This window comes from Chryseobacterium sp. PCH239, from assembly GCF_018924625.1.
GTDB classification, from domain to species: Bacteria; Bacteroidota; Bacteroidia; order Flavobacteriales; family Weeksellaceae; genus Chryseobacterium; species Chryseobacterium cucumeris.
In genome coordinates this window covers 1,078,203-1,103,466 of sequence record NZ_CP073027.1, presented here as the reverse complement: position 1 = coordinate 1,103,466, position 25,264 = coordinate 1,078,203, and the positions used below count along the sequence as shown (strand labels likewise).

At 36.6% G+C, this 25,264-nt stretch carries 18 protein-coding genes; 12 read left to right on the top strand and 6 right to left on the bottom strand.

Going from position 1 to position 25,264, the window contains the following annotated elements; genetic code table 11:
- The first annotated feature begins 4 nt into the window (after nt 1–4).
- From bglX to KBP46_RS05140, 3 genes are all read left to right on the top strand, one after another.
- Nucleotides 5–2,227, top strand: coding sequence for a beta-glucosidase BglX (gene bglX / locus KBP46_RS05150; RefSeq protein ID WP_216444810.1), 2,223 nt, complete (start codon nt 5–7; stop codon nt 2,225–2,227).
- 74 nt (nt 2,228–2,301) lie between these two features.
- The gene (locus KBP46_RS05145) at nt 2,302–3,111 is read left to right on the top strand and encodes a family 16 glycosylhydrolase (RefSeq protein WP_062670288.1); all 810 of its coding nucleotides are present in this window, start codon (nt 2,302–2,304) and stop codon (nt 3,109–3,111) included.
- Between the two features lie 40 nt (nt 3,112–3,151).
- Nucleotides 3,152–4,591, top strand: a complete 1,440-nt coding sequence (locus KBP46_RS05140) for a glycoside hydrolase family 30 beta sandwich domain-containing protein (protein WP_216444809.1) — start codon at nt 3,152–3,154, stop codon at nt 4,589–4,591.
- A gap of 91 nt (nt 4,592–4,682) precedes the next feature.
- On the opposite strand, the gene KBP46_RS05135 is transcribed toward KBP46_RS05140, so the two are convergent.
- From KBP46_RS05135 to KBP46_RS05125, 3 genes are all read right to left on the bottom strand, one after another.
- The gene (locus KBP46_RS05135) at nt 4,683–6,545 is read right to left on the bottom strand and encodes an RICIN domain-containing protein (RefSeq protein ID WP_123278437.1); all 1,863 of its coding nucleotides are present in this window, start codon (nt 6,543–6,545) and stop codon (nt 4,683–4,685) included.
- Between the two features lie 452 nt (nt 6,546–6,997).
- On the bottom strand, nt 6,998–7,807 hold the full coding sequence (locus tag KBP46_RS05130) for an enoyl-ACP reductase (protein WP_062670284.1): 810 nt from the start codon (nt 7,805–7,807) through the stop codon (nt 6,998–7,000).
- A 120-nt stretch (nt 7,808–7,927) separates the two neighbouring features.
- Complete coding sequence (locus KBP46_RS05125) at nt 7,928–8,227, bottom strand: hypothetical protein (protein WP_034697596.1); 300 nt, start codon at nt 8,225–8,227, stop codon at nt 7,928–7,930.
- A 138-nt stretch (nt 8,228–8,365) separates the two neighbouring features.
- Here KBP46_RS05125 and KBP46_RS05120 point away from each other — a divergent pair, with 138 nt between their 5' ends.
- From KBP46_RS05120 to KBP46_RS05105, 4 genes are all read left to right on the top strand, one after another.
- On the top strand, nt 8,366–8,923 hold the full coding sequence (locus KBP46_RS05120) for a DNA-3-methyladenine glycosylase I (protein ID WP_123278436.1): 558 nt from the start codon (nt 8,366–8,368) through the stop codon (nt 8,921–8,923).
- Between the two features lie 254 nt (nt 8,924–9,177).
- A complete protein-coding gene (locus KBP46_RS05115) occupies nt 9,178–10,455 on the top strand; it encodes a hypothetical protein (RefSeq protein ID WP_184935554.1) in 1,278 nt (425 codons plus the stop codon).
- Nucleotides 10,456–10,964: 509 nt separating this feature from the next.
- Nucleotides 10,965–11,393 (top strand): MarR family winged helix-turn-helix transcriptional regulator, encoded by a 429-nt coding sequence (locus KBP46_RS05110; protein ID WP_216444808.1) that lies wholly within the window; start codon nt 10,965–10,967, stop codon nt 11,391–11,393.
- Nucleotides 11,390–12,151, top strand: coding sequence for a hypothetical protein (locus tag KBP46_RS05105; protein WP_216444807.1), 762 nt, complete (start codon nt 11,390–11,392; stop codon nt 12,149–12,151). Before KBP46_RS05110 ends, KBP46_RS05105 begins: the two co-directional genes overlap by 4 nt.
- 313 nt (nt 12,152–12,464) lie before the next feature.
- On the opposite strand, the gene KBP46_RS05100 is transcribed toward KBP46_RS05105, so the two are convergent.
- Both KBP46_RS05100 and KBP46_RS05095 read right to left on the bottom strand, forming a co-directional pair.
- On the bottom strand, nt 12,465–13,319 hold the full coding sequence (locus tag KBP46_RS05100; protein ID WP_062670273.1) for a nucleoside phosphorylase: 855 nt from the start codon (nt 13,317–13,319) through the stop codon (nt 12,465–12,467).
- Nucleotides 13,320–13,340: 21 nt separating this feature from the next.
- The gene (locus KBP46_RS05095) at nt 13,341–13,826 is read right to left on the bottom strand and encodes a hypothetical protein (RefSeq protein WP_062670271.1); all 486 of its coding nucleotides are present in this window, start codon (nt 13,824–13,826) and stop codon (nt 13,341–13,343) included.
- A 228-nt stretch (nt 13,827–14,054) separates the two neighbouring features.
- On the opposite strand from KBP46_RS05095, the gene KBP46_RS05090 reads away from it, so the two are divergent.
- The 4 genes from KBP46_RS05090 (at nt 14,055) to KBP46_RS05075 (ending at nt 23,725) form a co-directional block, all read left to right on the top strand.
- Entirely contained in the window at nt 14,055–15,884 is a 1,830-nt protein-coding gene (locus KBP46_RS05090) for a cytochrome-c peroxidase (protein ID WP_216444806.1), read from the top strand.
- A 396-nt stretch (nt 15,885–16,280) separates the two neighbouring features.
- Nucleotides 16,281–20,339, top strand: a complete 4,059-nt coding sequence (locus tag KBP46_RS05085; RefSeq protein ID WP_216444805.1) for a LamG-like jellyroll fold domain-containing protein — start codon at nt 16,281–16,283, stop codon at nt 20,337–20,339.
- A gap of 275 nt (nt 20,340–20,614) precedes the next feature.
- Nucleotides 20,615–22,768, top strand: coding sequence for an alkaline phosphatase PhoX (locus KBP46_RS05080; RefSeq protein ID WP_216444804.1), 2,154 nt, complete (start codon nt 20,615–20,617; stop codon nt 22,766–22,768).
- Between the two features lie 57 nt (nt 22,769–22,825).
- The gene (locus KBP46_RS05075) at nt 22,826–23,725 is read left to right on the top strand and encodes a leucine-rich repeat domain-containing protein (RefSeq protein WP_216444803.1); all 900 of its coding nucleotides are present in this window, start codon (nt 22,826–22,828) and stop codon (nt 23,723–23,725) included.
- 2 nt (nt 23,726–23,727) lie between these two features.
- Here the strand turns inward: KBP46_RS05075 and KBP46_RS05070 are convergent, their stop codons facing one another.
- On the bottom strand, nt 23,728–24,051 hold the full coding sequence (locus KBP46_RS05070; RefSeq protein WP_002979957.1) for a translation initiation factor: 324 nt from the start codon (nt 24,049–24,051) through the stop codon (nt 23,728–23,730).
- 159 nt (nt 24,052–24,210) lie between these two features.
- Here KBP46_RS05070 and KBP46_RS05065 point away from each other — a divergent pair, with 159 nt between their 5' ends.
- Nucleotides 24,211–25,140 (top strand): DUF2268 domain-containing putative Zn-dependent protease, encoded by a 930-nt coding sequence (locus tag KBP46_RS05065; RefSeq protein WP_216444802.1) that lies wholly within the window; start codon nt 24,211–24,213, stop codon nt 25,138–25,140.
- The last annotated feature ends 124 nt before the right edge of the window (nt 25,141–25,264 follow it).

Below are 25,264 nucleotides of genomic sequence, written 5' to 3'. Positions count from 1 at the left end.
TACTATGAAAAGAGTTTATTTCTTACTGGCATTTTCTGCATTTGGATTGAATGCTTACGGACAAAAGACCATTGATCAGAAAGTAGCGGAGCTATTGTCTAAAATGACTTTGGAAGAAAAAGTAGGGCAGATGGTTCAGTACAGTGGTTTTGAATATGCCACAGGACCGCAGCATTCCAATTCAGCTGCTGTTTTAGAAGAAATTAAAAAAGGAAAAGTAGGTTCCATGTTGAATGTAGCAGGTTCTGAAGAAACCAGAGCTTTTCAGAAACTGGCCATGCAGTCCAGGCTGAAAATTCCTTTATTGTTCGGGCAGGACGTTATCCATGGCTATCGTACCACATTCCCTGTCAATCTTGGACAGGCTGCAAGTTGGGATCTGGCCATGATTGAAAAATCAGAAAGAATTGCCGCAACAGAAGCTGCCGCTTATGGTATTCACTGGACGTTTGCGCCAATGGTGGATATTGCCAGAGATCCGAGATGGGGAAGAGTAATGGAAGGTTCAGGAGAAGATACTTATCTTGGAACAAAAATAGGACTGGCAAGAATTAAAGGATTTCAGGGTAGAGGCTTGGGAAGTCTTGATGCGGTAATGGCATGTGCAAAACACTTTGCAGCCTACGGAGCCGCTGTAGGCGGAAGAGATTACAATTCTGTAGATATGAGTCTCAGACAATTGAATGAAACTTATCTTCCACCATTTAAAGCTGCGGCAGAAGCAGGAGTGGCCACTTTCATGAATTCTTTCAATGATATTAACGGAATTCCTGCAACAGCCAATCAATATATTCAGAGAAACCTTTTAAAAGGAAAATGGAATTATAAAGGTTTTGTAGTGTCAGACTGGGGAAGCATCGGAGAAATGGTTCCTCATGGTTATGCTAAAGATGGTGCTGAGGCAGCCGAAAAAGCAATACAAGGCGGAAGCGATATGGATATGGAAAGCCGTGTGTATATGGCAGAGCTTCCAAAACTGGTGAAAGAAGGAAAAGTAGATGCAAAACTGGTAGATGATGCAGCAGGTAGAATTTTAACCAAGAAATTCGAAATGGGGCTTTTCGATGATCCTTACAGGTTCAGTAATGAGAAAAGACAAAAAGAGCAGACTGATAATCAGGAAAACAGAAAATTCGGAAGGGAATTCGGTTCAAAAAGTATTGTTCTTCTTAAAAACCAGGGAAATATTCTCCCGCTTTCAAAAACTACAAAAACAGTGGCTCTGATTGGCCCTTTCGGCAAAGAAACAGTAGCTAATCACGGTTTCTGGTCTGTTGCGTTCAAAGATGATAATCAAAGAATCGTTTCACAATTTGACGGAATTAAAAACCAGCTGGATAAAAACTCTACTTTATTATATGCAAAAGGCTGCAATATCGATGATCAGGATAAAAGTCAGTTTGCTGAAGCCATAGAAACTGCAAAAAAAGCAGATGTTGTCATCATGACGCTGGGAGAAGGCCATGCGATGAGCGGAGAAGCCAAAAGCAGAAGTAATATAGGATTTACAGGTGTTCAGGAAGATTTGTTAAAAGAAATTGCCAAAACAGGTAAACCCATCATTCTGATGATCAATGCCGGGCGACCTCTGATTTTCAACTGGGCATCAGACAATATTCCTGCCATTATGTACACATGGTGGCTGGGAACAGAAGCAGGAAACTCAATTGCTGATGTTATGTTCGGAACTGTAAATCCAGGTGGTAAACTACCAATGACTTTTCCAAGAACTGTTGGTCAGATTCCTGTGTATTACAATTATTATAATACAGGAAGGCCGGCAAAAAATAATACAGACAGAAACTATGTTTCAGCCTATATAGACCTGGATAATGACCCGAAATATCCGTTTGGATACGGTTTAAGCTATACCAATTTCAAATATTCTGATATGGTTCTGAGTTCCACAAATCTTACGGGAAATCAGACACTGAATATCAGTGTGACTGTTTCCAATATAGGAAAATATGACGGAGAAGAAGTGGTACAGCTTTATATCAGAGATCTTTTCGGGAAAGTTGTAAGACCTGTAAAAGAACTGAAAGGCTTTCAGAAAGTATTCATCAAAAAAGGAGAAAGTAAAAAAGTAGATTTTAAATTGACACCAGAAGATTTGAAATTCTTTGATGATAACCTGAATTTTGATTGGGAAAGCGGAGAATTTGACATTATGATAGGTACGGATTCTCAAAATGTTCAGGCCAAAAGAATCACCTGGACGAAATAAATTCAATTCAAGAGGAGCGGATTAAAACCTGCTCGTTAAAACGGCTTTAGCCAAAACTTAAAACCTACATACGTATGAATCTCAAAGCTAAAAATCTCATCAGAATTTGTGCAGCAGGAGCACTCGTCCTTTCTGTATTCAATTGTGCTTCAAACAAACCAGATACTGGAAGAAAACTGATTTGGAGTGATGAGTTTAACGGCAAAGGCCTTCCGGATTCATTAAAATGGAATTATGATACCGGAGGAAGCGGTTTTGGAAATGAAGAAGCTCAGTTTTATACCAAAAACAGGCTTGAGAATGCCAGAATGGAAAAAGGAAATCTCATCATTGAAGCCAGAAAAGAAAATCGGGAAAACAGTAAGTATACTTCTGCAAGACTTTTAACCAAAGGAAAATTTGCTTTTCAATATGGTACAGTAGAAGTTAGGGCAAAACTTCCTAAAGGCCGTGGAACCTGGCCTGCCATCTGGATGATGAGTGAAAATATGAAGAAATGGCCGGATGATGGTGAATTGGATATCATGGAACATGTGGGCTATAACCAAGGATATATCCATGCTTCCGTTCATACCAAAAAATATAATCATATCCAGGGAACACAGAAAACAGATACTTTGTTTGTAAAGGATGCAAGCGAAAAGTTCCATGTCTATAAAGCAGACTGGACACCGGAAAAGATTGATGTCTATATAGATGATAAGAAATTTTTCACCTACGAAAATAAAGAGAAAAACAATGAAGCATGGCCTTTTAACAGACCTTACTTTATCATTCTAAATCTCGCTGTAGGAGGATTTTGGGGTGGAAAGGAAGGTATTGATGATACGATTTTTCCACAGAAGTATTATATAGATTACGTAAGAGTTTATCAAAATAAATAATGAAAATGAGGACCGGATGGGTCCGGAAACAGAAAAAATCATGAGAAAACTAATTGTAAGTTGTTTTGTAGTAGGCGTTGTCATGAATGTCAATGCTCAGAATTATTGGAAAAAAAATGCAGGAAAAACAGCTAAAGTGGTTCTTACCAACTCAAAAGCAAATGAGAAGATGGCGGATAAGGGAGTAGTTACATTTGAGCAGTTCGGGCAGCCTAAAGAAACGGATGCCTGTATTTTTGTAGCTCCCCATTTTAAATATCAGAAACTGATAGGAATTGGAGGTGCCATTACAGATGCCTCAGCAGAGACTTTTTATAAAATGCCAAAGAATAAGCAAAAAGAAATTCTGGATGCTTATTTCGGAAAAAATGGATTGGGATACACTGTTGTTCGTACCAATATGAATTCCTGTGACTTTTCCAGTGATTCTTATACTTATGTAGAAGATAATGATACTTCGTTAAAGACCTTTAATGTGGCTCATGATGAAAAGTATAAAATCCCAATGATTAAAGAAGCTCAGAAAGCTATTGGTAATAATTTTACATTTTATTTCTCACCATGGAGCCCACCAGCATGGATGAAATCAAACCAAAGCTTGTATAAAGGCGGCAGATTGGAAAATCAATACTATCAGACATGGGCAGATTATTATATCAAATTCATCAAAGAGTATGAAAAGAGAGGAATTAATATCTGGGGATTAACTGTTCAGAACGAACCCATGGCTACCCAAAGCTGGGAATCATGTATTTATACCGCTGAAGAAGAAGGAGAATTCCTGAAAAAGAACCTTGGACCAACGCTTTGGAAAAACGGATATAAAGACAAAAAAGTAATGATCTGGGACCACAACAGAGACCTTATCTATCAAAGAGCAACGACTACTTTAAGTGATCCGGAAACCTCAAAATATGCCCATGGTATCGGTTATCATTGGTATGAAACGTGGAACAACAAAACTCAGCTTTTTGACAATTTAGCAGAAACACACAGAGCTTTTCCTGATAAATTCCTGGCCTTTACGGAAGGATGTAAAGAACAGTTCAATATGGATAAAATCTATGATGTAAGCCTGGGAGAGCTGTACAGCAAAAATATGCTGAACGATTTCAACAAAGGAAATGCTTTATGGACTGACTGGAATATTTTATTGGATGAAACTGGAGGACCTAATCATAAAGGAAACTTCTGCTTTGCCCCGATTATTGCTGATACCAAAACAGGAGAGGTATTCTATACGTATGAATACTATTATATAGGGCATGTTTCAAAATATATCAGACCGAATGCGCAGAGAATAGGAAGTTCTTCCAACAGAGCAGCCCTTACATCTTCTGCTTTTATGAATGAAAACGGACAGCTGGTAACCGTTATCATGAATGATTCGGACAATGATATTGAAACCAATCTATGGATAGAAGGAATGGCTGCTAAGCTGAATGCTCCTGCACATTCTATACAAACCGTAATTTTATAATTTCATATTAATTTAATATTATTTTTGACAGAACGGGCGGCCTTTATTGAGGTCGCCCGTTTAGATTATATCATGTTACAATCTTATACTATCATTGTACAGAGAATTTTCCTGAAATAGTACCATTTATGCTTTTAGCAATATAGAAATATACACCGTTTTTTATATTTGAGGTTGAAATTGTAGTTTTTCCCCCTTTTACTGTCTGGTGTTGTATTGTTAGTCCATCTGTGTTTACAATTTGTAATTCATAATTTCCATTTTCAGGAAGGTTTATGGTAAGATTTTCCCCTTGTTTTACAGGATTAGGATAAACGGCAGAAGTTATTTCCTGTTTTGCAGACATGCTTGACGTTGTGGTTGTTACCTGTTCAAGTATCCACTGATGATTTATTCCTGCCGTACCATTCATATCCTGATCCCAAATGTTAATATTAGTACCTGTTGTTTGGGAATTGGCAGGATTATCCATCGATTTCATATTTGATAAAGCGGTGCCTATAAGTATGGTATTGGGTGTATAGGATTTTAGTACCCATTGCTGATTGTTATTCCCGGTTTTGGAATACTGTATCAATGTAGTTCCGTTAGTAATATTAGAACCGGGAACATCAATTGCCAATCCGGAAGCATGGTTAATAATAATGTAGTTTTTTCCCGTTTTTTCAAGCTTCCATTGCTGTGCAGGATTAGTACTAAACGGATATTGTACCATCTTAACATTTGATGCAGAACTATAATTTGCCGGGCTTATATAAAGGTTACTTCCTGCATTTTTTATTCTGTAATAGGCATTCGGGTCAATGACCGGAGGTGCTATGATATTAATATTGTTATATCCGAAATTGGAAGTTTGCTTAAATATATCGTCCAATACTACACTTACATAATATTTTCCGGATTGAGAATTAGCAGGAAGAGGAATACTTACATTTCGGAGATCAGGACGGATACCGGAAACTACTGCAACCGGAGTATAATTATTCCCCCAGCTGGCTTCAGTATACAAAGCTACTTTATAAGAAAGCTGCGGACTTGTTGTTTCTGAACTTGCCCAAGTTACATTGACCGAATTAGTGGATGAATTATATGTAGGGGTAACGGTAGTGACATTAATAGGAATAGTTGAGGCAGGTTTTGTACCTTCCTGAGTAATACTGTTAAAAGTTACTGAACCACCTGCTGGAGCAGGTGTTGTTCCACACGATGTTATTTTAATGGCAGTATTGTTAAATGCTGTTTGTGCTCCCCAGGATCCGGTTCCTGCTGAAGCGGTATATCTTAATGGTTTTGACCAGTTTCCCTGTGCATTCATACTCCAGAAATTTCTGTAATATCCACAACGGGAATCTTTATTCAAGCTAGAATTCCAGTTCTCTACGAAACCTCCCAGTTTTGTTCCGGTAAATGAAGCATTATTTTCCGGCGTTATAATAGTCACATAATGTTTCCATTTTCCTACACCGTAATCATACATAAAGAACCCTATTCTTGTCTTTCCATCACCGGTAGACCACCTTCTGGCAACTGTTGCGTACCATACTCCCGGTACCCATGGCATGGGATTATCTGTATGAAGACCTGTTCCTTCTCCTCCGAAACCATCTATCAAAGTATTGGGCGCTGCATATTCCGTTTTACACTGTGGAAGGCTGGAGTCCTGTATGTCCCACATAGAGAAGATGTTATTATACACTTCATTCGGTTTGTATTGAATTCCTCCATATCCTCCTCGCGGACCTAAAGAAAAGTTCAGCGTTGAATAATAGGTGTTGATTTTTTTACAGGTATTGTCTACCATTACTTCCGAGTACCAAAGTTCCCCGGTATTAGCCATATCAAATCCTTCTATATAAGGCCCCCAGCTTGGGCAGGTCTGTGCCTTTATAGGATTAAAAAATGCAATTGCAGCAATAAAGTGTATTGAGGCAAAAAAAATTAAATGTTTTTTCATAAAACTTGTTTTTAGTTGATGATGTTAAATTATAAATTATTTTGTTTTATGATTTATATTATAGAAAATTAATATTGTTTTATGGGAAATTAATATTTTTGTTGTTAATTGAAAAAGATATTTTTAAGAAAATAATAATATTTTAATGTTGGGTTTTTACTTTTTCTTTTTCTTAAAATAGAGTTGTTGTTGACTTTCTTAACTAATAATTATTTCACACATCCGATATATATTATAGATGGTATGTATTTTAATAATGAGCAGGTATCTTTATTTATTTTGGATAATGTAGCAGAATGCAACAACTTTTGACTGTCGGTAATAGTGGCCTGGAAGAATTCGCCAAATGAGGAGTATCCGGATGATACAAACAGAAAACCCATGAAAAAATTTTCATGGGCTTTACTTATTTTGAACGGAACTTTATTAGTCCGCTATTGTTTTATGAATGATTATTCAGCGTCATATTTACTGATTACTCTCTGAGTAACTCCTGAGCTGCTGAAACCTCCATCATGGAAAAGATTCTGCATGGTTACTTTTTTAGTAAGATCAGAGAATAAAGTTACACAATAATCTGCACATTCAAGAGCTGTAGCATTTCCTAGCGGAGACATATCTTCTGCATATCCAAGGAATCCTCCGAAACCTTTCACACCGCTACCGGCAGTAGTCATTGTTGGAGACTGAGAAACCGTATTGACACGTACTTTTCTTTCTCCCCAATAGTTTCCGAAAGTTCTTGCGATGCTTTCCAGATACGCTTTGTTATCAGACATATCATTATAATCAGGGAATGTTCTCTGAGCTGCAATATAAGTAAGGGCCAAAATACTTCCCCATTCGTTCATACAGTCTTTTTCCCAAGCTACACGCATTACTTTATGGAAAGAAACAGCGGAAATATCCCAGCCTTTTTCCAACCAGTCGTAATTCATTTCTGTATAATGTTTTCCTTTTCTTACGTTGATAGACATTCCGATAGAGTGAAGGATAAAGTCGATTTTTCCAAATTTTGCAACAGCGGCATCAAAAAGTTTTTCAAGATCTTCTATAGAAGTAGCATCAGCACCTATTACTTCAGAACCTGTTTTTTCTGCTAAACCATTAAGTTCTCCCATTCTCAAAGCAATAGGAGCGTTTGATAAAATGAATTCAGCACCTTCCTCATGGCATCTTTCAGCAACTTTCCATGCGATAGATTGTTCATTAAGGGCTCCAAAAATAATTCCCTTTTTGCCTTTAAGTAAACCGTATGACATAATTTTTTAATGTTTATTATAATACAAATGTAACAATAATTGTGCTTATGGCATAATAAAAAATGGAGCCTTATCAATTTAAGACTCCATTTTATTGAAAATATTTATATGACTGAAATACTAATTGGTTTTCTTATTCCATTCTGCCTTTACATCCTCTGCCGCATCTTTGGTTTTTTCCCATGCTTCATCTGCTTTATCCTTGATATCTTCCCATGCATCGGATACATTAGCTTTTACCCTGTCTAGCCAGTCTTCCTGGCTGGCTTCCTGATCATTATTCCTCTTTTCATTGATATAATCTTTAGCCTTGTCTGCCAATTCATTGATTTTCCACTTGGCTTTGTCCGTTGCATTCTGTAAAGAATTTTCTACATTGTTTACTGCATTTTCCGCTTTATTGTACTCTGAATTGTTCATAATAGTATAAATTTTAATTTGGTATGAGTAATTAAACAATAACCATTCCTAAAATAGAACCTCTCTGTTAAACTTTTCATAATATTTTGTTATATTTTACTAAATCAATAGTAAATTTAAAGTATAAAATTGATAATTATGGAAAAAATGCGTTGTGGCTGGTGTGAAAAAGATGATCTCTACAGAAAATACCATGATGAAGAGTGGGGAAGGCCTGTGTATGATGATGAAACAATATTTGAATTCCTGATTCTTGAGAGTTTTCAAGCCGGCTTGAGCTGGTATACCATTTTGTCTAAAAGGGAAAATTTCAGAACAGCTTTTGATGATTTTGATTATAAAAAAGTGGCAGCTTATTCTGAAAAAAAGATTGAGGAACTGATGAATAACCCCGGAATTATCAGAAATAGGCTTAAAATTCTGTCAGCTGTCACCAATGCACAGAAATTTATAGAAGTTCAGAAGGAATTTGGAAGCTTTTCCCACTATATCTGGAATTTTATTGATGGAAAACCAATCGACAACTGCCCCGAAACATTATCCGACATTCCTGCTACAACAGAGGTTTCAGATCTTATTTCCAAAGAACTTAAAAAGAGAGGATTCAAATTCGTAGGCTCTACAGTCATTTATGCTCATATGCAAGCTACCGGAATGGTCAATGATCATTTAAAAAAATGTTTTCTTAGAAAATAGCTGTTGATTTTTATTCAATATTTAGTGAAGTTTATTGTTGATTTTGTAATTTTAAAAATTAAACGCAGAATGGGATATATCAGAAAGACCTAATGAATGCTGTATTGGTTAATTGCTTGATATTAAACATTTTTCATTATTTTGTGATTAAATTTTATATTAATCACTTTAATGTGTTTTTAATTGTGATATTTTTAATTTAATTATGATTTTATTAAAAATTTGTATATTTGCACCTGCAAAAAATGCAAGTAATGCAAAAAGACTATAAACTTCTGTATACACTTCTCTTATTTTTAATAAGTATTTTTACATATGCGCAAGTTGGGATTGGATTACCGAATCCGGATTCGTCAGCGATGCTTCAGATTAATGCCAATAATAAAGGAGTACTCCTTCCAAGTGTTGCGCTTACCACGACAACGGACAATATTACCATACCTTCTCCGGCAGAAGGTCTTATCATATGGAATAACGGAAATTCTACTCTGAAAGAAATTGGTTTCTATTACTGGTTCGAATCAAAATGGAATAAAATTTTAGCAAACGGTGGGAATACCACTAAAACAGAGGATGGAAACAACTGGAATCTTACAGGCACGAATGTAGGAAATTATGGAGGAGCGAGTACAACGCTTGCTTTAGGAACAAAAACATATGATGATCTGATCTTTAAAGCAAATGCATTAACAGCAGGAAGACTTGGAGTTGACAATTCTGTAAGCCTCGGGATAGGTTCAAATGCAGGTCAGAATGGTATTGCTTTGGGAAGCGCAAGCTCAGCATTTATGGGAATTGCTATTGGGAGTGCCACTTCAGTTTCTGGTAATGAAGCTTTAGCTGTAGGAAATAAAACGACTGCAGCAGGATTCAGATCTACAGCAATAGGTTTTCATGCCCAAACCGGCAGCAATGAATCTGTAGCTGTTGGAAATAACTCATCAGCAGATGGATTTCAGTCCATTGCATTAGGATATAATGCCAAAACAAATAGCAATAGTGAAACTGCCTTAGGATATAATGCAGTAACCAATAGTCAGAATTCTACTGCTTTAGGCTCGGGAGCCAATGCGTCAGGACAATTTTCAACCGCTGTAGGATATGGAGCTGCTACTTCACAGGCCAATGCTATTGTTCTGGGGAATAACAATGCAAATGTAGGTATTGGTACAAATACTCCGAATATCTCTGCAAAACTGGATGTAAGCGGACAGTTTAAATTGGGAGAAAAAGGCAGTGTTCAGAAAAGTCAGATCAGTTTTGAAGCATGGCCTGGAATTTCAATTAATAATTTGCCTCCGGGAAAATCTACAACCATCGATATTCCCGTTCCGGCAGAATATCAGCCTGGTTCCACAAGAGCTGTAGTGGTAGTTTCTCCGGCAGGAGATTTTGTAGGAAATTCTTCATTTTCCATCTCGAATCCAAGAATGACTTCTGCTTCCTCTATTACAATTAATCTCACTAATATTTCAGGAACAGCTAACAGTTTGTATTCCGGACATTTTTACGTGATGATCAATGAATTTTAAATAATAGGTTTTTTATTATAGTTGATATGGTGTGAAGGACTTCCGGACTGGAAGTCCTTTTTATGGATTGTCAATTTTTATTTAGCTTGCGGGATTGAAGTTCCTTGCGGGCATTTTGCCAGCTTTTTCTAATAATAAGATATAAAGGGAAAAAAGCCAGAGGAAGCGGAGTGATACCGTTGAACCCTTTCTTAGCGGTAACATAAATGCAGACGCCTACCAGCATTCCCATAATTATACAAAAGGAAATATGAGCTGCAGAGCGTTTTTTTTCTTCCTTTGTTAGTTCTTCTGTAGAGAGTTCTGAAAGCTTATTGTTTTCTGTCTGATGTGTGTTTCATGTTCAATCAGTAATTAGTTTTTGCTAAAATAATAAATAAGAAGAGGCTAAAAGAAAATTTTCTGCAAAAATAGAATTCGGCTTATAAAAGATATTAATTAATAAATATTTTAAACAAAAATATTGTGCACAAAGTAAATAGGTTATCTTTGTTTCTTAAAATAGAACGATGATGCCTTTATCAGAACATTTATGTTTTAAAACATATGCCGTTTCCAGATATATTATGGGTTTATATAAGCCTTACCTGGAGGAAGTTTCACTTACATATCCTCAATATCTTGTCATGACTGTTTTATGGGAATATGGCGGAATGAATATAGGAAAGATTGGTGAACATCTTCATCTGGACAACGGAACGCTTACCCCGCTTTTGAAACGTATGGAAAAAAACGGACTGATCATCAGAACCCGTAGCTCAGAAGATGAAAGAGTTGTATTGATCAACCTTACAGAGCAGGGAGCAAAACTCGAAGAAAAAGCAAAATATATTCCTGAAGCTGTTCAGAATTGTATGCATCTGAGTAATGAAGTAAAAACTCAATTGATGGCTTCTTTAGACGAAATATTATCCATTCAAACCGTGTCCGAACAATGAAGAAAATAGGAATTATAGGCTATGGCTGGCTGGGAGAAAGACTCGCATCTTCCTTATCCGGAAAATATACACTGGCAACTACAACTACAACAGAAAGCAAAGTAAATTTACTCAATAATAAAGGAATTCATGCTGTAATGGCTTCTTTCCCGGATTATCAGCTGACAGAACCTCTTTCCCAATGGGGAGAAGTTAAAAATATGGAAGTTTTGATTATTACAATTCCTGTTTCTGAAAAAAGTTGTTGTGTAAGCTCTTTGTATAACAGGATTCAGAATTTGTCAGCTTTTATAGGAGACTTTAAAGAGCAGATGTTTCTGATGAGTTCTACAGGTGTTTATCCCGATATTGCTAAAGAATTTACAGAAGAAGATGTCCCTTTGGAGAAAATATCAGGCGAAAGAATGTTGAGAAATAAATATCCCCAACTTAATATTCTGAGACTTGGCGGTCTGATGGGAGACAACAGACTGCTGAAAAATTATAATGTAGGTAATCTGGATCATGCTGTAAATCATATTCATTATGCTGATATCAGCAGGATTATCTCAGAAATGATTAAACAGAAAAGTGAATCAAAACTTTATAATGTTACGGCTCCTGTACATCCTGCGAAAAGTCAGGTGATTAACGCACAGAAAAATCTACTTGATGAAGAAGAGTTTGAAGTGAAAGGGAAGAAGGTTCTGTCATCAAAGCTGGTTTCAGAGCTGAATTATACATTTCAATATCCGGATCCGAGAAGTTTTCATTTGTAATCATGGCATTTGTATTAATGATTATCGACCTTTAACTATTTTACTTACAAGATTTCTATTGACAACTCTGTAATTCCGCAGGAATCTCTACGCTGTTTTTAAAGTTTTGTATTTAGATTCCTAGGGAATGATAAGGTGAGTGGTAAGCTTTGTTCATCGTAAAAGAATCAATATTTTCAGCAAGATACAATTCATTAGGAACGGGCTTTAGCGCGTTAAAAAATAGATAAAAATTCCATTGGCTTTAGCCCAAACCTCATAAAAAAACCTCCGGAATCTTTTTCCGGAGGTTTTAATTTTATCAATAAAATAATTACTTAATAATTCTTTCCAATACCCATTCAATAAGGTTTTTTTCAGAAGCATGGTGGTCTGCGGAGAATTCTCCACGTCTTCTGTTGGCAATAACGTTATTTACGGTAATGGCTTTATGGCCTAATAATTTTGAAAGAGCATAGATCGCAGAGGTCTCCATCTCAAAATTGGTAATTCCAAGATCATTCAGCGTTTCTAAGAATTGATCATCTACCGCTTTCAAACGAAGCTGTCTTCCCTGTGGAGCATAGAATCCCGGGAATGTTGCTGTATTTCCGTGGTATTTGGCATCTTTGTAGTATGCTCCCATTTCTTCTGCCCAGTCTGAGAAATAAAGCATTGGCTTGATTCTTTCGTAAGGGAATTTTTCTAAGAAGCTTTTAGAAAACTCATTTTCGAAGTTGTAATCCTGATAGAAGTGCATCAATCCGTCCAAACCTACAACGTTCTGCGTTACCAGCATATTGTCTACCTGTACATCCGGGTTTACACTTCCGCAAGTTCCCATACGGAATAATTCAAGAGCCTTGTGCTCAGTCTTGAATTCTTTGTTTTGAAGATCAATGTTTACCAAAGCATCCAGTTCGTTCATCACGATATCGATGTTTTCAGTTCCGATCCCTGTAGACATTACGGTGATTCTTTCTCCACGAAGCGTTCCTGTATGCGTATAGAATTCTCTTTTATTTTTTTTGATTTCTACGGTATCGAAGTATTTTGAAACTTTTGCCACTCTGTCAGGATCACCTACAAGGATGATTTTGTCAGCAATATCTTCAGGTAAAAGATTCAGGTGGTATACACTTCCGTCTTCATTCAGAACAAGTTCTGAGGCAGCAAGTTTGTTTAGCATAATATGTATATTTTTGTTTTTTTAATTAATCATAATGGCTTCTTTATAAGGAGATGCCATAACCTCGTAGATGTCATTGTATTCTTCTACAATCCTTTTCTGTCCGTTCATAACCTCATATACAGTAATGACCGTCTTTTCAATGTTTTTAGGATCTTTCCTCTGTGAAGTGATTTCGTAGAAGTGATCATCTTTTTTAAGAATAGAAATCAGTTCTTCCTTTGTTGAGTTGTTGGAAGTCATCATTCCGGGGAACTCTGTAACAATATCTTTCAGGTCAGAATAATTTTTATAAGGCTTGGTTATACCATTGGAATGTACATAGACATTGGGAATGTTTTTATCTTTTTCCAGGCGGACCAAATAATAATCAGCCCCTCTTTTCTCTGCATATACAGCCATTTCCTGTGGCTTTCCGGATATCTTCTCCGGTTGCTTTTTTTTCTGGGAAAATGCCGTCATAGAAAGGAAACTTGCCATAACAGCAAACCATAGTTTTGTTTTCATACTCCTATTTAGTTTTTTTGATGTGTTGAATTTAATTTAAAAAATCCTCTCCCAATAATCTCCCGCCATTATTTTCCGGTATTTCGAAGAACCGTTCTCTTTAGAATAATGAATTTGATTTCGGGGTTTAAAATTAGTGAAAAATATTGTACCGGAAATATAAACATTATTTAATCTGTTATTAAAACTGAGATAACATCAGATGAATACTTTTGCCGCTAAAAATTCATGAGATCTTATCCACTGCTTGTAATCGTCCTTCTGATAGGATTTGCAGTAATGTCTTTTAATCCTGTTTATAAAGGAAAAGAAAGCGAAAATACATTTGTCAATAAAGGGTTGTCCGACTTTAAAACCAATCTTGAACAGCTGAAATCAGATGTTGATAAGTTCTCTGAAGACCGTATTTCCCTGGAAGAGCTGCAAAAATCACTAAGCAGAACAAGAAATTCATTTAAAGAAGTTGAATTCTATATCGCTTATCATTATCCTGAATTTACCAAAACCCATCTTAATGCAGCGCCATTGTTTCACATCGAAGCTGCAGGAACTTCAGCCTATACACTTCCTCCCGAAGGATTGCAGGTACTGGATGAACTGATATTTTCCGACGAAGCAATACATGAAAAAGAAAAGATCAAAACCATCACTACCTTTTTGTATAACAGCTATTCCGGGTTTTATTTAAGTGCTTTAAAAAATGGGTTGAGCAAAGGAAATAACAAAACACTGCCTTTGCGAATAGAGTTGATCAGAATCTACTCACTGGGTGTTTCAGGTTTTGATACACCGGGATCTTTGAATATTTCTGAAGAAACCAGCCATGCTTTTGCAGGAATACAGCAGTACATCAATGATGATCCTTATTTTAAAAACTATAATACTCAGAAAGCTAATCTGATATTAACAGAAGCTATCGGCTATCTTTCAAAAAATACCGACTTTGAAACTTTTGATCGTATTGAATTTTATAAAAAATACGTTCAGCCTTTGTATGAAGAGCTGGGAAAATGGGACGGAAGACCTGATGATCTTAAAGAGTTTTCCGGATGGAATGTGGGAAACAAAAACTTTTTCAGCAGTGATTTTTTGGATCCTTATTTTTATACTTTATTAAAATCTTCAGAAGATAGTCCGGAACTCCGTAACCTTGGAAAATCCATTTTCTACGATCAGAATTTAAGTGGTAACGGAAAAATGAGCTGTGCGACTTGCCATCTTCAGGAAAATGCTTTTACAGATCTGAAGGCAAAATCACAAAGTAATGTGGAAGGGAAAACGGTTTTGAGGAATTCCCCATCTTTATATAATGCTGTTTTTGCCAAGAGGTTTTTCTATGATCTTCGTGCTTTCTATCTTGAACAGCAGGCAGAGCACGTTATTTATAATGAGCAGGAATTTAATACCAGCTATGAAAGCATTATCCAGAAATTAAAAACAAAACCTGAGTATAAAAAAGCATTCAGAAATGCCTTCAAGGACGGGAAAATCAGTAAAGAAAATTTTTCAAAAGCATTAAGTTCTTATGTGGCTTCATTGTACTCATTTGACAGCGATTTTGACCGTTTTATGAGGAATGAAAAAGAGGTTTCCAATGATGTGAAAAAAGGATTCAACCTCTTTATGGGAAAAGCCAATTGTGCAACCTGCCATTTTACCCCCACCTTTTCAGGATTGGTACCTCCATTTTTTAATGAAAATGAATCTGAAGTCTTGGGAATAACAACCAGACCGATCAAACAGCTTCCGGTAGAGATTGATAAGGATTTGGGACGAGGAAACAGCCCAGTGAAAAAGGAAAAATCATGGATTTATGATTATTCATTCAAAACAGTAACGGTGAGAAATATTGCCCTTACCAAACCTTATTTCCATAACGGAGCTTTCAATACCTTGGAAGAAGTCCTGGATTTTTATAACGAAGGTGGAGGAGAAGGTTTAGGATTAAAAATGAAAAACCAGACGCTGGCATCCGATAAACTGAACCTCACCGAAACAGAAATAAAGCAGATCATCGCCTTTCTGAATGCTCTTACGGATGTGAGTAAATCAAAATAGACGGTTTTCTTGGTAGTAATTCGGAGTGGGAGTTGCAAGGTATGGTTTTGTTTTGAACCATTAACCTCTTGGGCAAAGGCAAGTATTCAAGGCAATAAAAAATGGTCTTACATCACATATCCGTACTCTTAAAGCCAGAGTATTTGTTCATTTTCCTTACCACGATCAAAAATTTTTTCTTTAATTGTTTTGTTTTACATAAAATGTTTTCAGGCTTTTCAGTACATTAAATCTATTGAAGTTTGTGTAGATATATGATAAACACTGAATCATTATAATTTTATTAAATTAATTAAAAATGTAAAATATTAGTAAAATATTCGCATGTTGTTTAAGTATTATTGGTATTGTTTAAATTTACTTCATTGATAATGATTTAATAATTAAATAATAATAATGATGAAAATAAAGCGACTTCTTTTACCTACTTTGCTGATCTCAGCAATTTATCATGCTCAAACTCTTCCGGCAGCAAGAAATGAAACTGAAGAGGATGAAGACATCGAATACGAATTAAGGCACAAGTCCCAACCCTGGTTTTCTGAAATGAAGGACAATGTCGATTACTTCAAAGTAAAAGCCAGTTTCGACAAGTATTTTGGCAGTCACAGGTGGGAAAAAAGCAAGCCAAGAAGTATTGGCGAAGACTGGTTAAGAACAAAGTTGTTTTATCTGGATAATCAGGGGAAAGTTACCCCTGAACCTTTATTGTTCAATCAACCTAAAGTAAAAAATGTAGCCTTATTATCTACACAAACACAAGTTGGTGACTGGACAATAATAGGACCGGTAAATAGTGCAAGTACAAATTATTCCAATAAATATAATCATGGAGGGTATGTGTTTTTAACTAGGATAGATCCTACCAATGCTCAAAAGATGTTTGTATCCTTCGTAACCGGAGGGCTATGGCGTACTATAGATGGAGGAACGTCCTGGAATCTGGTAGACAACGGTTTTCCTGATTCTAAGTATAATGACATTGACGTATGTATTGCTAATCCGCAAACAGTGTATGCATTAAGCGATACCCAGGTCATTAAATCTATAGATGGCGGACTTAACTGGACTGCCACCACGATGACTTCCGCAAACTATTCCGGAAAAGCTTATGATATTGCAGTTTCTCCTTCAAATGCTAATATTGCTGTTGTTCACTGGGGAACTTCATTGTACAGAACGAGTGATGGCGGAAATACCTGGAGTGCCGTTCAAACCGGTCTTCCTGCAGATTATCAGATTGGAGATTCTTCAACGCAGAGTGAATCTTTGGAATGGGATCCGAATGATGGGAATTCGGTTTATTTTGCCAGCTCATCAAACAATAATATTTTTAAGGTTTATAAATCAACTAATCAGGGAGCTAGCTTTACCCAATTAAATTCTACTACCTTGGATACTACTGCCAATGGGCAAATTGTTGGTTGGGTTAAGGTTTTTTTACCCACAAATAATACTTCTTCGTTCTATGTAGCAGCAGGCAGCGGTGCTAATGCCTATGGGCATCAGGCGGTTAACCTTTATAAATTTAATAAAGCTACCGGAGCCGTTGAAAATTCAAGAATCAATATGGTTCCTGGTTCCGGAGGAATTAACAGTCTGCATCATGGCGACATACAAATGGATCGTAATGATGAAAATAAGATTGTATATGGAACTTATGGAGTGGGTCAAATCAGGATTTCCACAGATAATGGAGTAACCTTTACTACTCCTGCGTCATACACCCATTCTGATATCAGATCCATGGATTTCGTGAACGGAAAATTTGTAACAGGAAGTGATGGGGAAATGGCAGCATCCGGCAATTTGGGAGTCACAATGACTACTTTAACCAATAGTATTGGTAATCATGAGCTTTGGGGTTTCGGAAGTGCTTTCAAAACCAATCTGGTTGCATCGGGGAATAATCACGGCCCGGTAATGATTAAGGAAAGTGCCAATGGTTTTGATTGGTATAACGGAACAGGGGCAGATCAGGGGAATACGGACGTTAATCCGTTGGATGACCGGTATATTTACAGCCAGGGATATAGTAATTACCGGTATTTCAGGACCGGCGTGAATACACTGATTAATGAACCTAATTTCCTGGATTTAGGAGGAATTTATGCTTATTTTAATTCCATAGAATTCCATCCCAATAAATACTATACCATGATTACCCATCATGCAGGTCAATATCCGACAGGTAATCCGAATTTGGCAACATGGAAAAATTCTCTTATTAAAACAGAAGACAACGGAAATAGTATATCTATCGTAAAAACCTTTGGCAATCAGGTATTCAGAGAAAAGATTTCTGCTAAAAATCCCAATGTAATGATTGTTGTTGAAGGTTTAACCAATAATAAACTTTGGAAAACGACAGATGCCGGCGTTACATGGACTGATATTACCCCTAATACGACGGTAACTTCCGGGCAAACCAATATATCGGATATTGCCATAGGAGATGATGATCCTAACAAAATATGGATAACTTACAGCGGCGTTCAGTCAGTATGCAAAGTATTAAAGTCAGGTGACGGAGGAGCAACCTGGACTAATCTCAGTTCTTCTGTACTCACGACTTCTCCGATTACAAAAATTATTTTCCAGAGAGGATCAAATGGTGGCGTGTATGTAGGCAATAAAGCAGGAATATTTTACAGAAATAATGTGATGCAGAATTGGGTAATGCTGGGTAATGGCTTGCCCATGTGTGATGTACGTTTTATGTTCATCAATTACAATGAAAATAAATTAAAAATAGGAACATCCAGAGGTGCATTTGAGCATGCTTTATATGAGATAAGTCCTCCCAGTGCTTTAATATCAGTTGGAAATAATAAAATTAGCTGTCCGGTTGCAGAAAAAGTCCAGTTTAAAGATTATTCCGTTGTACGTAATGCCAGTGCTACATGGCAATGGAGCTTTCCGGGAGGAACACCTTCTACTTCCACATTAGAAAACCCATTGGTTTCTTATGCGGGAGCCTCGAACGGAACCTATCCCGTAACTTTAACGGTGACAGATCAATATGGAACAAGCACGCAGACACTCAATAATTTTATTGAAATCAATAATCAGTGTGGAACAAGCCAGCCTGACAAAGTTCCTGGAAACAGTATAAAACTTACAGGTCAAACCACAGGTGATTATATTAAAATAGATAACGCTAACCTTAATAAAAATTCTTTTACATTCTCTTGCTGGATAAAACCCAACGGTATCCAGACCGATTACAGTGGTGTTTTTATGTCTCAGGATGGCAGCAATCCATTTGGAATGAATTTCAGAGAAGGCAACAACACAATCGGCTTTCACCCGGGCTGGAGCTGGTCATCCGGTTTGCAGGCTCCTGTAGGGCAATGGTCACACATCGCATTGGTAAGCAACGGAACGAATGTAAAAATATATGTTAACGGAAAAGAAAGTATAAATAATACAGCATTACCGTCTGAAGTTTTCAACCTCTTGTTTTTAGGAAGCTATGGAAGAGGATATACGAACAGATTTACCCAATTGGAAATGGATGAAGTTGCAATCTGGAACAGACCATTATCTATTGATGAAATCAGACAATGGAGACATTTGACAAAAAGTATTGCCGGAGATCCTATTTTAAATGGATTGGTGTATTATCTTCAGTTCAATGAATCGACCGGGAATATTACGGTTAATAAAAACAACTCAGGAACTTTTGCATCCTATCAGGGAACAGGATATACAAGATTAACTTCAAATGCTCCGGTTTTTGAAGGAGTAAGTGAAAAAATGAATGTTACGTCTTCTGGTGTGAAAGACTTTACAACTGCCGGAGTTGCTATGGAGTTTAATTCAGGTATTTATCCGAATGGAGATGTATGGATATCAAGAGGTACAATTAATCCTGACCAATTACCAAATACGGATACTAATTTTGAGTTCTATACGATTATAAACAATTATGGGACAAATCTTACATTTTCACCGCTTACATCTTTATCATTTTATAAAAATGCAGGATTTGGCAATTATCTGAATCCATCTTCTTACAGTCTCTTCAAAAGAGGGAGTAATGACTTTGGAAGCACCTGGGGAACAAGCGTCGATAATGCAGATCAGGTTTCCGGTACAGGTCTTAATACAAGGGTTACTTTTAACACAAATTTAAATGTAAATTCTTTCAGTCAGTTTTTCCTTACCAATTCATCTTCTGCATTATCCAGAGTTAATTCCGAGGTTGCGAAAAATCAGTTGCCAAGAATTGTTCCCAACCCGTCTGCTCAGGGCTCTCCAATCTCAGTGCGCGTGCCAAAATCTTGGGTAGGCTCACAATTAATTATTTATGATATGTCCGGTAAAAAAGTAGCAGAAATATTCAGTTTAAAATCTGAAGAAAACATTATACTGAACCTTCCAAAAGGAGCATATATCGCATCCTACATATCTAAAACCAATACATCTCAGGAAAAATTCATCATTAAATAAATTTAAAAAACAATATTTGATTTATAAGGTATGTCAGTTGACATACCTTATTTTTTGATTGTCCTGTTTCTAAAATTTTATAACCTTAATAATGATTTCAGATACTTGTGTTCCGAAAAGAAGGTTGGGACCTTATGCTTTTGTAACAAAAAATTAATCCACTTAACATTAGGTTTTTGATAAGTTAATATTCGACGATTTAGATTTAAAATCCTATTAACAGAGAAAAAGCTCTAAAAAAATAGTTTTGCAAGGTCTAATAAATCAAATAAAAAATGAAGAAAAAACTACTAGCAGTGGGAGCTTTGGCTATACTGGCCGGTTCTGGTCTTCAGGCGCAGACCTTGATATTCAATAAGAATGCGTCATGGAGCTATAAAGATAACAACCAGGCGCAGCCAGCCGGTTGGAATGCCCAAACCTATGATATTTCAACATGGGCAGTAGGAAACGGCCCGTTAGGATATGGAGATCCTGTAACTACCACAATCAATTCAGGGCTTACTACAGCCTATTTTGCTAAAGATTTTACGGTAGATCTTTCAACGCTTTCCGATACTATGGAGTTTGGTGTGATGAGAGACGACGGTATTATTGTATACCTTAACGGAGAAGAAGTTGTAAGAGATAATATGCCTGCAGGTGCTGTTACATTCAATACTTTCTCCAGTACTACTATTGATGGGGCAGCAGAGAGTGTTTATAACATTTTTTCAATTCCAAAATCAAAATTTGTAAACGGTGTTAACAGATTTTCTATTGAATTACATAACAGAAGTACAACCAGTTCAGACTTAAGAATTGATGCTTATCTGAAAACGACTACCAATACAACTATTCCTGTAGCTTGTAACGGAACGCATATCAGCTGTTTTACTTCAATTGTTCCTACAGCACAAACCAATAAGTTAATTATTCCGGCTGAACACAAATACCAGCTTATTTTAAAAGAAGGAGACAGCTATACCGAAGGCGGAGGATTGGTAGGAGGTCAGAATGACTTTACCGGTTATGTCCCAAAAACAGGAAGCAGTACGAACGGATATCTTTCTGTCAACCATGAAACGAATCCCGGAGGAGTTACCATGGCAGAAATCAACTATAACGCGACTTCAAAACTTTGGCAGCTGACAAAATCAAGAGCGGTAAGTTTCTCAGATCCAAGTTTGGTACAGACGATCAGGAACTGTTCCGGAGGAATTACGCCGTGGGGAACTATAGTCACTGCAGAAGAATCTGTAACTTCCAATGATGTGAACAATGACGGTTATAAAGATTATGGCTGGCTGGTAGAGATTGATCCTGCTACTGCTCAGGTTATATCTAAAAACCCTAACGGGACAAAAGGTAAGCTTTGGCAGATGGGAATCATGAACCATGAGAACGTGGTGATCAATAATGCGGGAACTATAGCGTATTATGGAGAAGACGGTGGAACTCATTTGGTGTACAAATATGTAATGGATACTCCTAATGATCTCTCTTCAGGAAACCTTTATGTATTAAAACTGGATCAGGGATTAACGGCTGCAGGAGATCCGGCAGGAACTACAGCGACATGGATTCAGGTTCCGAATAAAGAAAAAGTAGATCAGAATAATACCAATACCAACGCCCTGTCATTAGGTGGAACAAAATTCAACGGGGTAGAAGATGTTGATATCAGCCCGCTGGATGGTAAAATCTATTTTACAGCCAAAGGATTAGACAGAGTATACCGTTTACAGGATAACGGAACTACTGCTTCTCAGGTAGAAACATTTGTAGGTGGAAGTTCTTCTGTATATTCTTTCAATACAGCTCAGGGAATGAAATCTGAAGCCTGGGGAGACGGAAATGACAACCTTACTTTCGATGAACTTGGAAACCTTTGGGTACTTCAGGATGGTGGTAAAAACTATATCTGGGTCATTGCTCCGGATCATACACAGGCCAATCCGAAAGTAAGACTATTTGCTTCTATGCCGGCTGGTTCGGAACCTACAGGATTGACATTTACACCTGATCATAAATTTGGTTTCTTCTCTATTCAACACCCGGATTCAACAATTTCTACAGATGTAGATGCTACAGGAAATACGATTGATTACAGAGGGAAATCAGCAACAATTGTTATTGCCCTTAAAAATAATCTTGGAACTGAAGGAACTTTAGGAACTATTGATACTAAAATTGAAGAGAATACAGTAACGGTAGCACCGAACCCAACTTCAGGAGTGGTAAAAATCAATTCAGCAAAAGGATTGAAAGATATTTCTGTAACAGCTTACAGCATGGACGGGAAAATCGTTTACACGAAGAAATTCAACGGAACCAATAAAGTATTGGATCTTGATTTCACACAACAGTTAGAAGGATCACGAGTTTTAGTTTTAAATATTGAAGCTGAAGGAGGATTCCAGAAAACAGTTAAACTTGTAAAGAAATAAATTATTTATAATTCTTGTCTGTCGGCAGCTTTGGTTGCTGGCAGACCTTTTATTTTTATGAAAAAGCTTTTCTTATTGATTTCCATCATCTCACTTTCTCAGATCAAAGCACAGATTGATCCGGTGAAATATCCTACATTTACCAATATTGAAGATGCTTTAAAAAGTAAAAAAGCGGTTTACAGTATAAGTTTCAGAGAAAAAGGTCTTTTCAATATTCCTCCTCAGATTGTAAAACTGGATTCATTATTCTTTTTGAATATCATGGCGAATAAGCTTGAGAAAATGGATCAGGAACTTTTTGCTTTAAAAGAACTGGAAATTTTAAATGTGAATGAAAACAGCATTAAATTTATTCCTGATGAGGTAAGCAATCTGAAGAAACTGACTACTTTTTCTATGAATCTGAACAGCTTGACAAGCATTAATCCTAATCTTGCAAAGCTTCAGAACTTAAAAGTGGTACATTTTGATGCTAATAATCTAAATACATTTCCCGAAGCCCTTATGGAAATTCCCGCGTTGGAAGAAATCAACCTTCAGGGAAACCAGATAAGCTTTATTGCAGACAAACTGGATCAGATCAAAAATCTGAGATTTCTGAACCTTGCAGATAACCAGATCAATGATCTTGGAAATCTGTCTTTTCCGGAAAATTTAAAATATCTTGAACTACAGCAGAATGCTATTATCAGGCTTCCGGAAAACCTTTTTAAAGCAAAGAAGCTTGAATTTCTGAATGTAAGCGGAAATCATATCACAGAAATATCGCCCAAAGTAAAAGGGCTGAAAAATATCGTCAGCATGAATCTGGCCAATAATGATCTGAAAGACATTCCTGTAGAAATCAAACAGCTTAAAAATCTGAAAACATTGATTCTTACAGGAAATCCTATAGAAAAATCTAAAATTGAAAACTTAAAAACCTTACTGCCGGAAACCCAGATCTATTTCTAGAACTATCCGCCAACACGTTTGGTTTTATATCCCATTTCTTTAAGGATATTCATGATTTTATCACGGTTATCTCCTTGAATGATAATCGTTCCATCCTTCTCAGAGCCGCCTATACCCAAGGTGGTTTTTATTTTCTTTGAGATTTTTTTCAGGTCTTCCTCGCTGCCTTCCCAGCCTTCAACAATCGTTACAGGCTTACCGTTTCTTCCTTTTTTCTCAAATTTGCATACCAATGGCTCTTTCTGCTTGAATTCTTCTTCAGGCATCTCAAAATCCTGCTCTTCATGATCAGGAAAAAGATTCTTCAATTGATCTCGTAAATCCATACCGCAAAATTAAAAAGAATTAGCGATTAATGAACTGAAATAATCAACGAAATTTCAATTTTTGAAGCCTGTCAGGTTCAAACCTTGACAGCGTTTATTTCTATTCTGTATAAATTTTTATATTTTTAACCGTTTGATAAGATATCTTTAAAAACTAATATGAAAACCAGATATATTTTTACATGTCTTCTTTTAGCCTCCGGAATTGCAAAAGCACAGACAGGTTTCTCCACTGATCCATTGAACGCTGTATTTGAAACCAGAGATACAGACCGGTTCTGGAAAGCATTCGATAAAATGGATGCTTCAAAAGAAAATCCTTTTAAAGATTATATCAGCAACGGATCTCAGGGCGTAAAAGGTTTTATGGAATACCGCATAATCAATGCTGATTCGTTATATACAATGGTAAAAAAGAGAAAAGAAGATTATCTTAAAAGCCGGAATGTTCTGCTCGGAATCAACCAAAAAGAAAAAAAAATCAGGGCTGTTTACAGTGCATTGAAATACTGGTATCCACAGGCAAAATTTCCTCCTATATATTTTGTATACGGAAGGTTTAATACAGGAGGAACATTTACTAAAGACGGCATTATGATCGGTACCGAAACTCTTCAGAATCTGGATGGCATTGCAGGACTTGTTTCACATGAGACGATTCACTTTCAACAGGATATCAAAGGAACTGATAACCTGTTAAAATATACTTTAAGTGAAGGGAGTGCCGATTTTATCAGTGAATTGGTGTCTGGAGAAACCAACAATAGTCCGTTTTATCAATATGGAGAAGCAAATTTTGTTCAATTGTGTAAAGAATTTGTAACGGTACTTAAGAAGAATGATCCTACAGACTGGCTGTACGGAACCAGTAAAAAAGATAACAGGCCTAACGATCTGGGCTATTGGATGGGATATAAGATTTCTGAGGCGTATTTTAATAAACAGTCAGATAAGCATAAAGCTATTGACGATATCTTACATATTCAGAATCCTCTTCTGTTTCTTAAGGAGAGTGGCTTTCTGGATCAGTATATCAGAGAATATGCAAAGCAAAAAAACATAAAATTCGAAGATTTTTTTAAAGAATAATACGGAATGCTGCGGGTAATTTAAAAGTTCATCATTATACGAACCGTGTCAAGGTTTAAAACCTTGACATGGTTAAAATTTCAAAAGCAATCAATTGATCATTAGCAATCCATAAAATTCAAGA

Excerpts from the sequence above, each read along its gene's own strand:
- bglX (WP_216444810.1), top strand. The coding sequence starts at position 5 with ATGAAAAGAGTTTATTTCTTACTGGCATTTTCTGCATTTGGATTGAAT.
- KBP46_RS05145 (WP_062670288.1), top strand. The coding sequence starts at position 2,302 with ATGAATCTCAAAGCTAAAAATCTCATCAGAATTTGTGCAGCAGGAGCA.
- KBP46_RS05140 (WP_216444809.1), top strand. The coding sequence starts at position 3,152 with ATGAGAAAACTAATTGTAAGTTGTTTTGTAGTAGGCGTTGTCATGAAT.
- KBP46_RS05135 (WP_123278437.1), bottom strand. The coding sequence starts at position 6,545 with ATGAAAAAACATTTAATTTTTTTTGCCTCAATACACTTTATTGCTGCA.
- KBP46_RS05130 (WP_062670284.1), bottom strand. The coding sequence starts at position 7,807 with ATGTCATACGGTTTACTTAAAGGCAAAAAGGGAATTATTTTTGGAGCC.
- KBP46_RS05125 (WP_034697596.1), bottom strand. The coding sequence starts at position 8,227 with ATGAACAATTCAGAGTACAATAAAGCGGAAAATGCAGTAAACAATGTA.
- KBP46_RS05120 (WP_123278436.1), top strand. The coding sequence starts at position 8,366 with ATGGAAAAAATGCGTTGTGGCTGGTGTGAAAAAGATGATCTCTACAGA.
- KBP46_RS05115 (WP_184935554.1), top strand. The coding sequence starts at position 9,178 with ATGCAAAAAGACTATAAACTTCTGTATACACTTCTCTTATTTTTAATA.
- KBP46_RS05110 (WP_216444808.1), top strand. The coding sequence starts at position 10,965 with ATGATGCCTTTATCAGAACATTTATGTTTTAAAACATATGCCGTTTCC.
- KBP46_RS05105 (WP_216444807.1), top strand. The coding sequence starts at position 11,390 with ATGAAGAAAATAGGAATTATAGGCTATGGCTGGCTGGGAGAAAGACTC.
- KBP46_RS05100 (WP_062670273.1), bottom strand. The coding sequence starts at position 13,319 with ATGCTAAACAAACTTGCTGCCTCAGAACTTGTTCTGAATGAAGACGGA.
- KBP46_RS05095 (WP_062670271.1), bottom strand. The coding sequence starts at position 13,826 with ATGAAAACAAAACTATGGTTTGCTGTTATGGCAAGTTTCCTTTCTATG.
- KBP46_RS05090 (WP_216444806.1), top strand. The coding sequence starts at position 14,055 with ATGAGATCTTATCCACTGCTTGTAATCGTCCTTCTGATAGGATTTGCA.
- KBP46_RS05085 (WP_216444805.1), top strand. The coding sequence starts at position 16,281 with ATGATGAAAATAAAGCGACTTCTTTTACCTACTTTGCTGATCTCAGCA.
- KBP46_RS05080 (WP_216444804.1), top strand. The coding sequence starts at position 20,615 with ATGAAGAAAAAACTACTAGCAGTGGGAGCTTTGGCTATACTGGCCGGT.
- KBP46_RS05075 (WP_216444803.1), top strand. The coding sequence starts at position 22,826 with ATGAAAAAGCTTTTCTTATTGATTTCCATCATCTCACTTTCTCAGATC.
- KBP46_RS05070 (WP_002979957.1), bottom strand. The coding sequence starts at position 24,051 with ATGGATTTACGAGATCAATTGAAGAATCTTTTTCCTGATCATGAAGAG.
- KBP46_RS05065 (WP_216444802.1), top strand. The coding sequence starts at position 24,211 with ATGAAAACCAGATATATTTTTACATGTCTTCTTTTAGCCTCCGGAATT.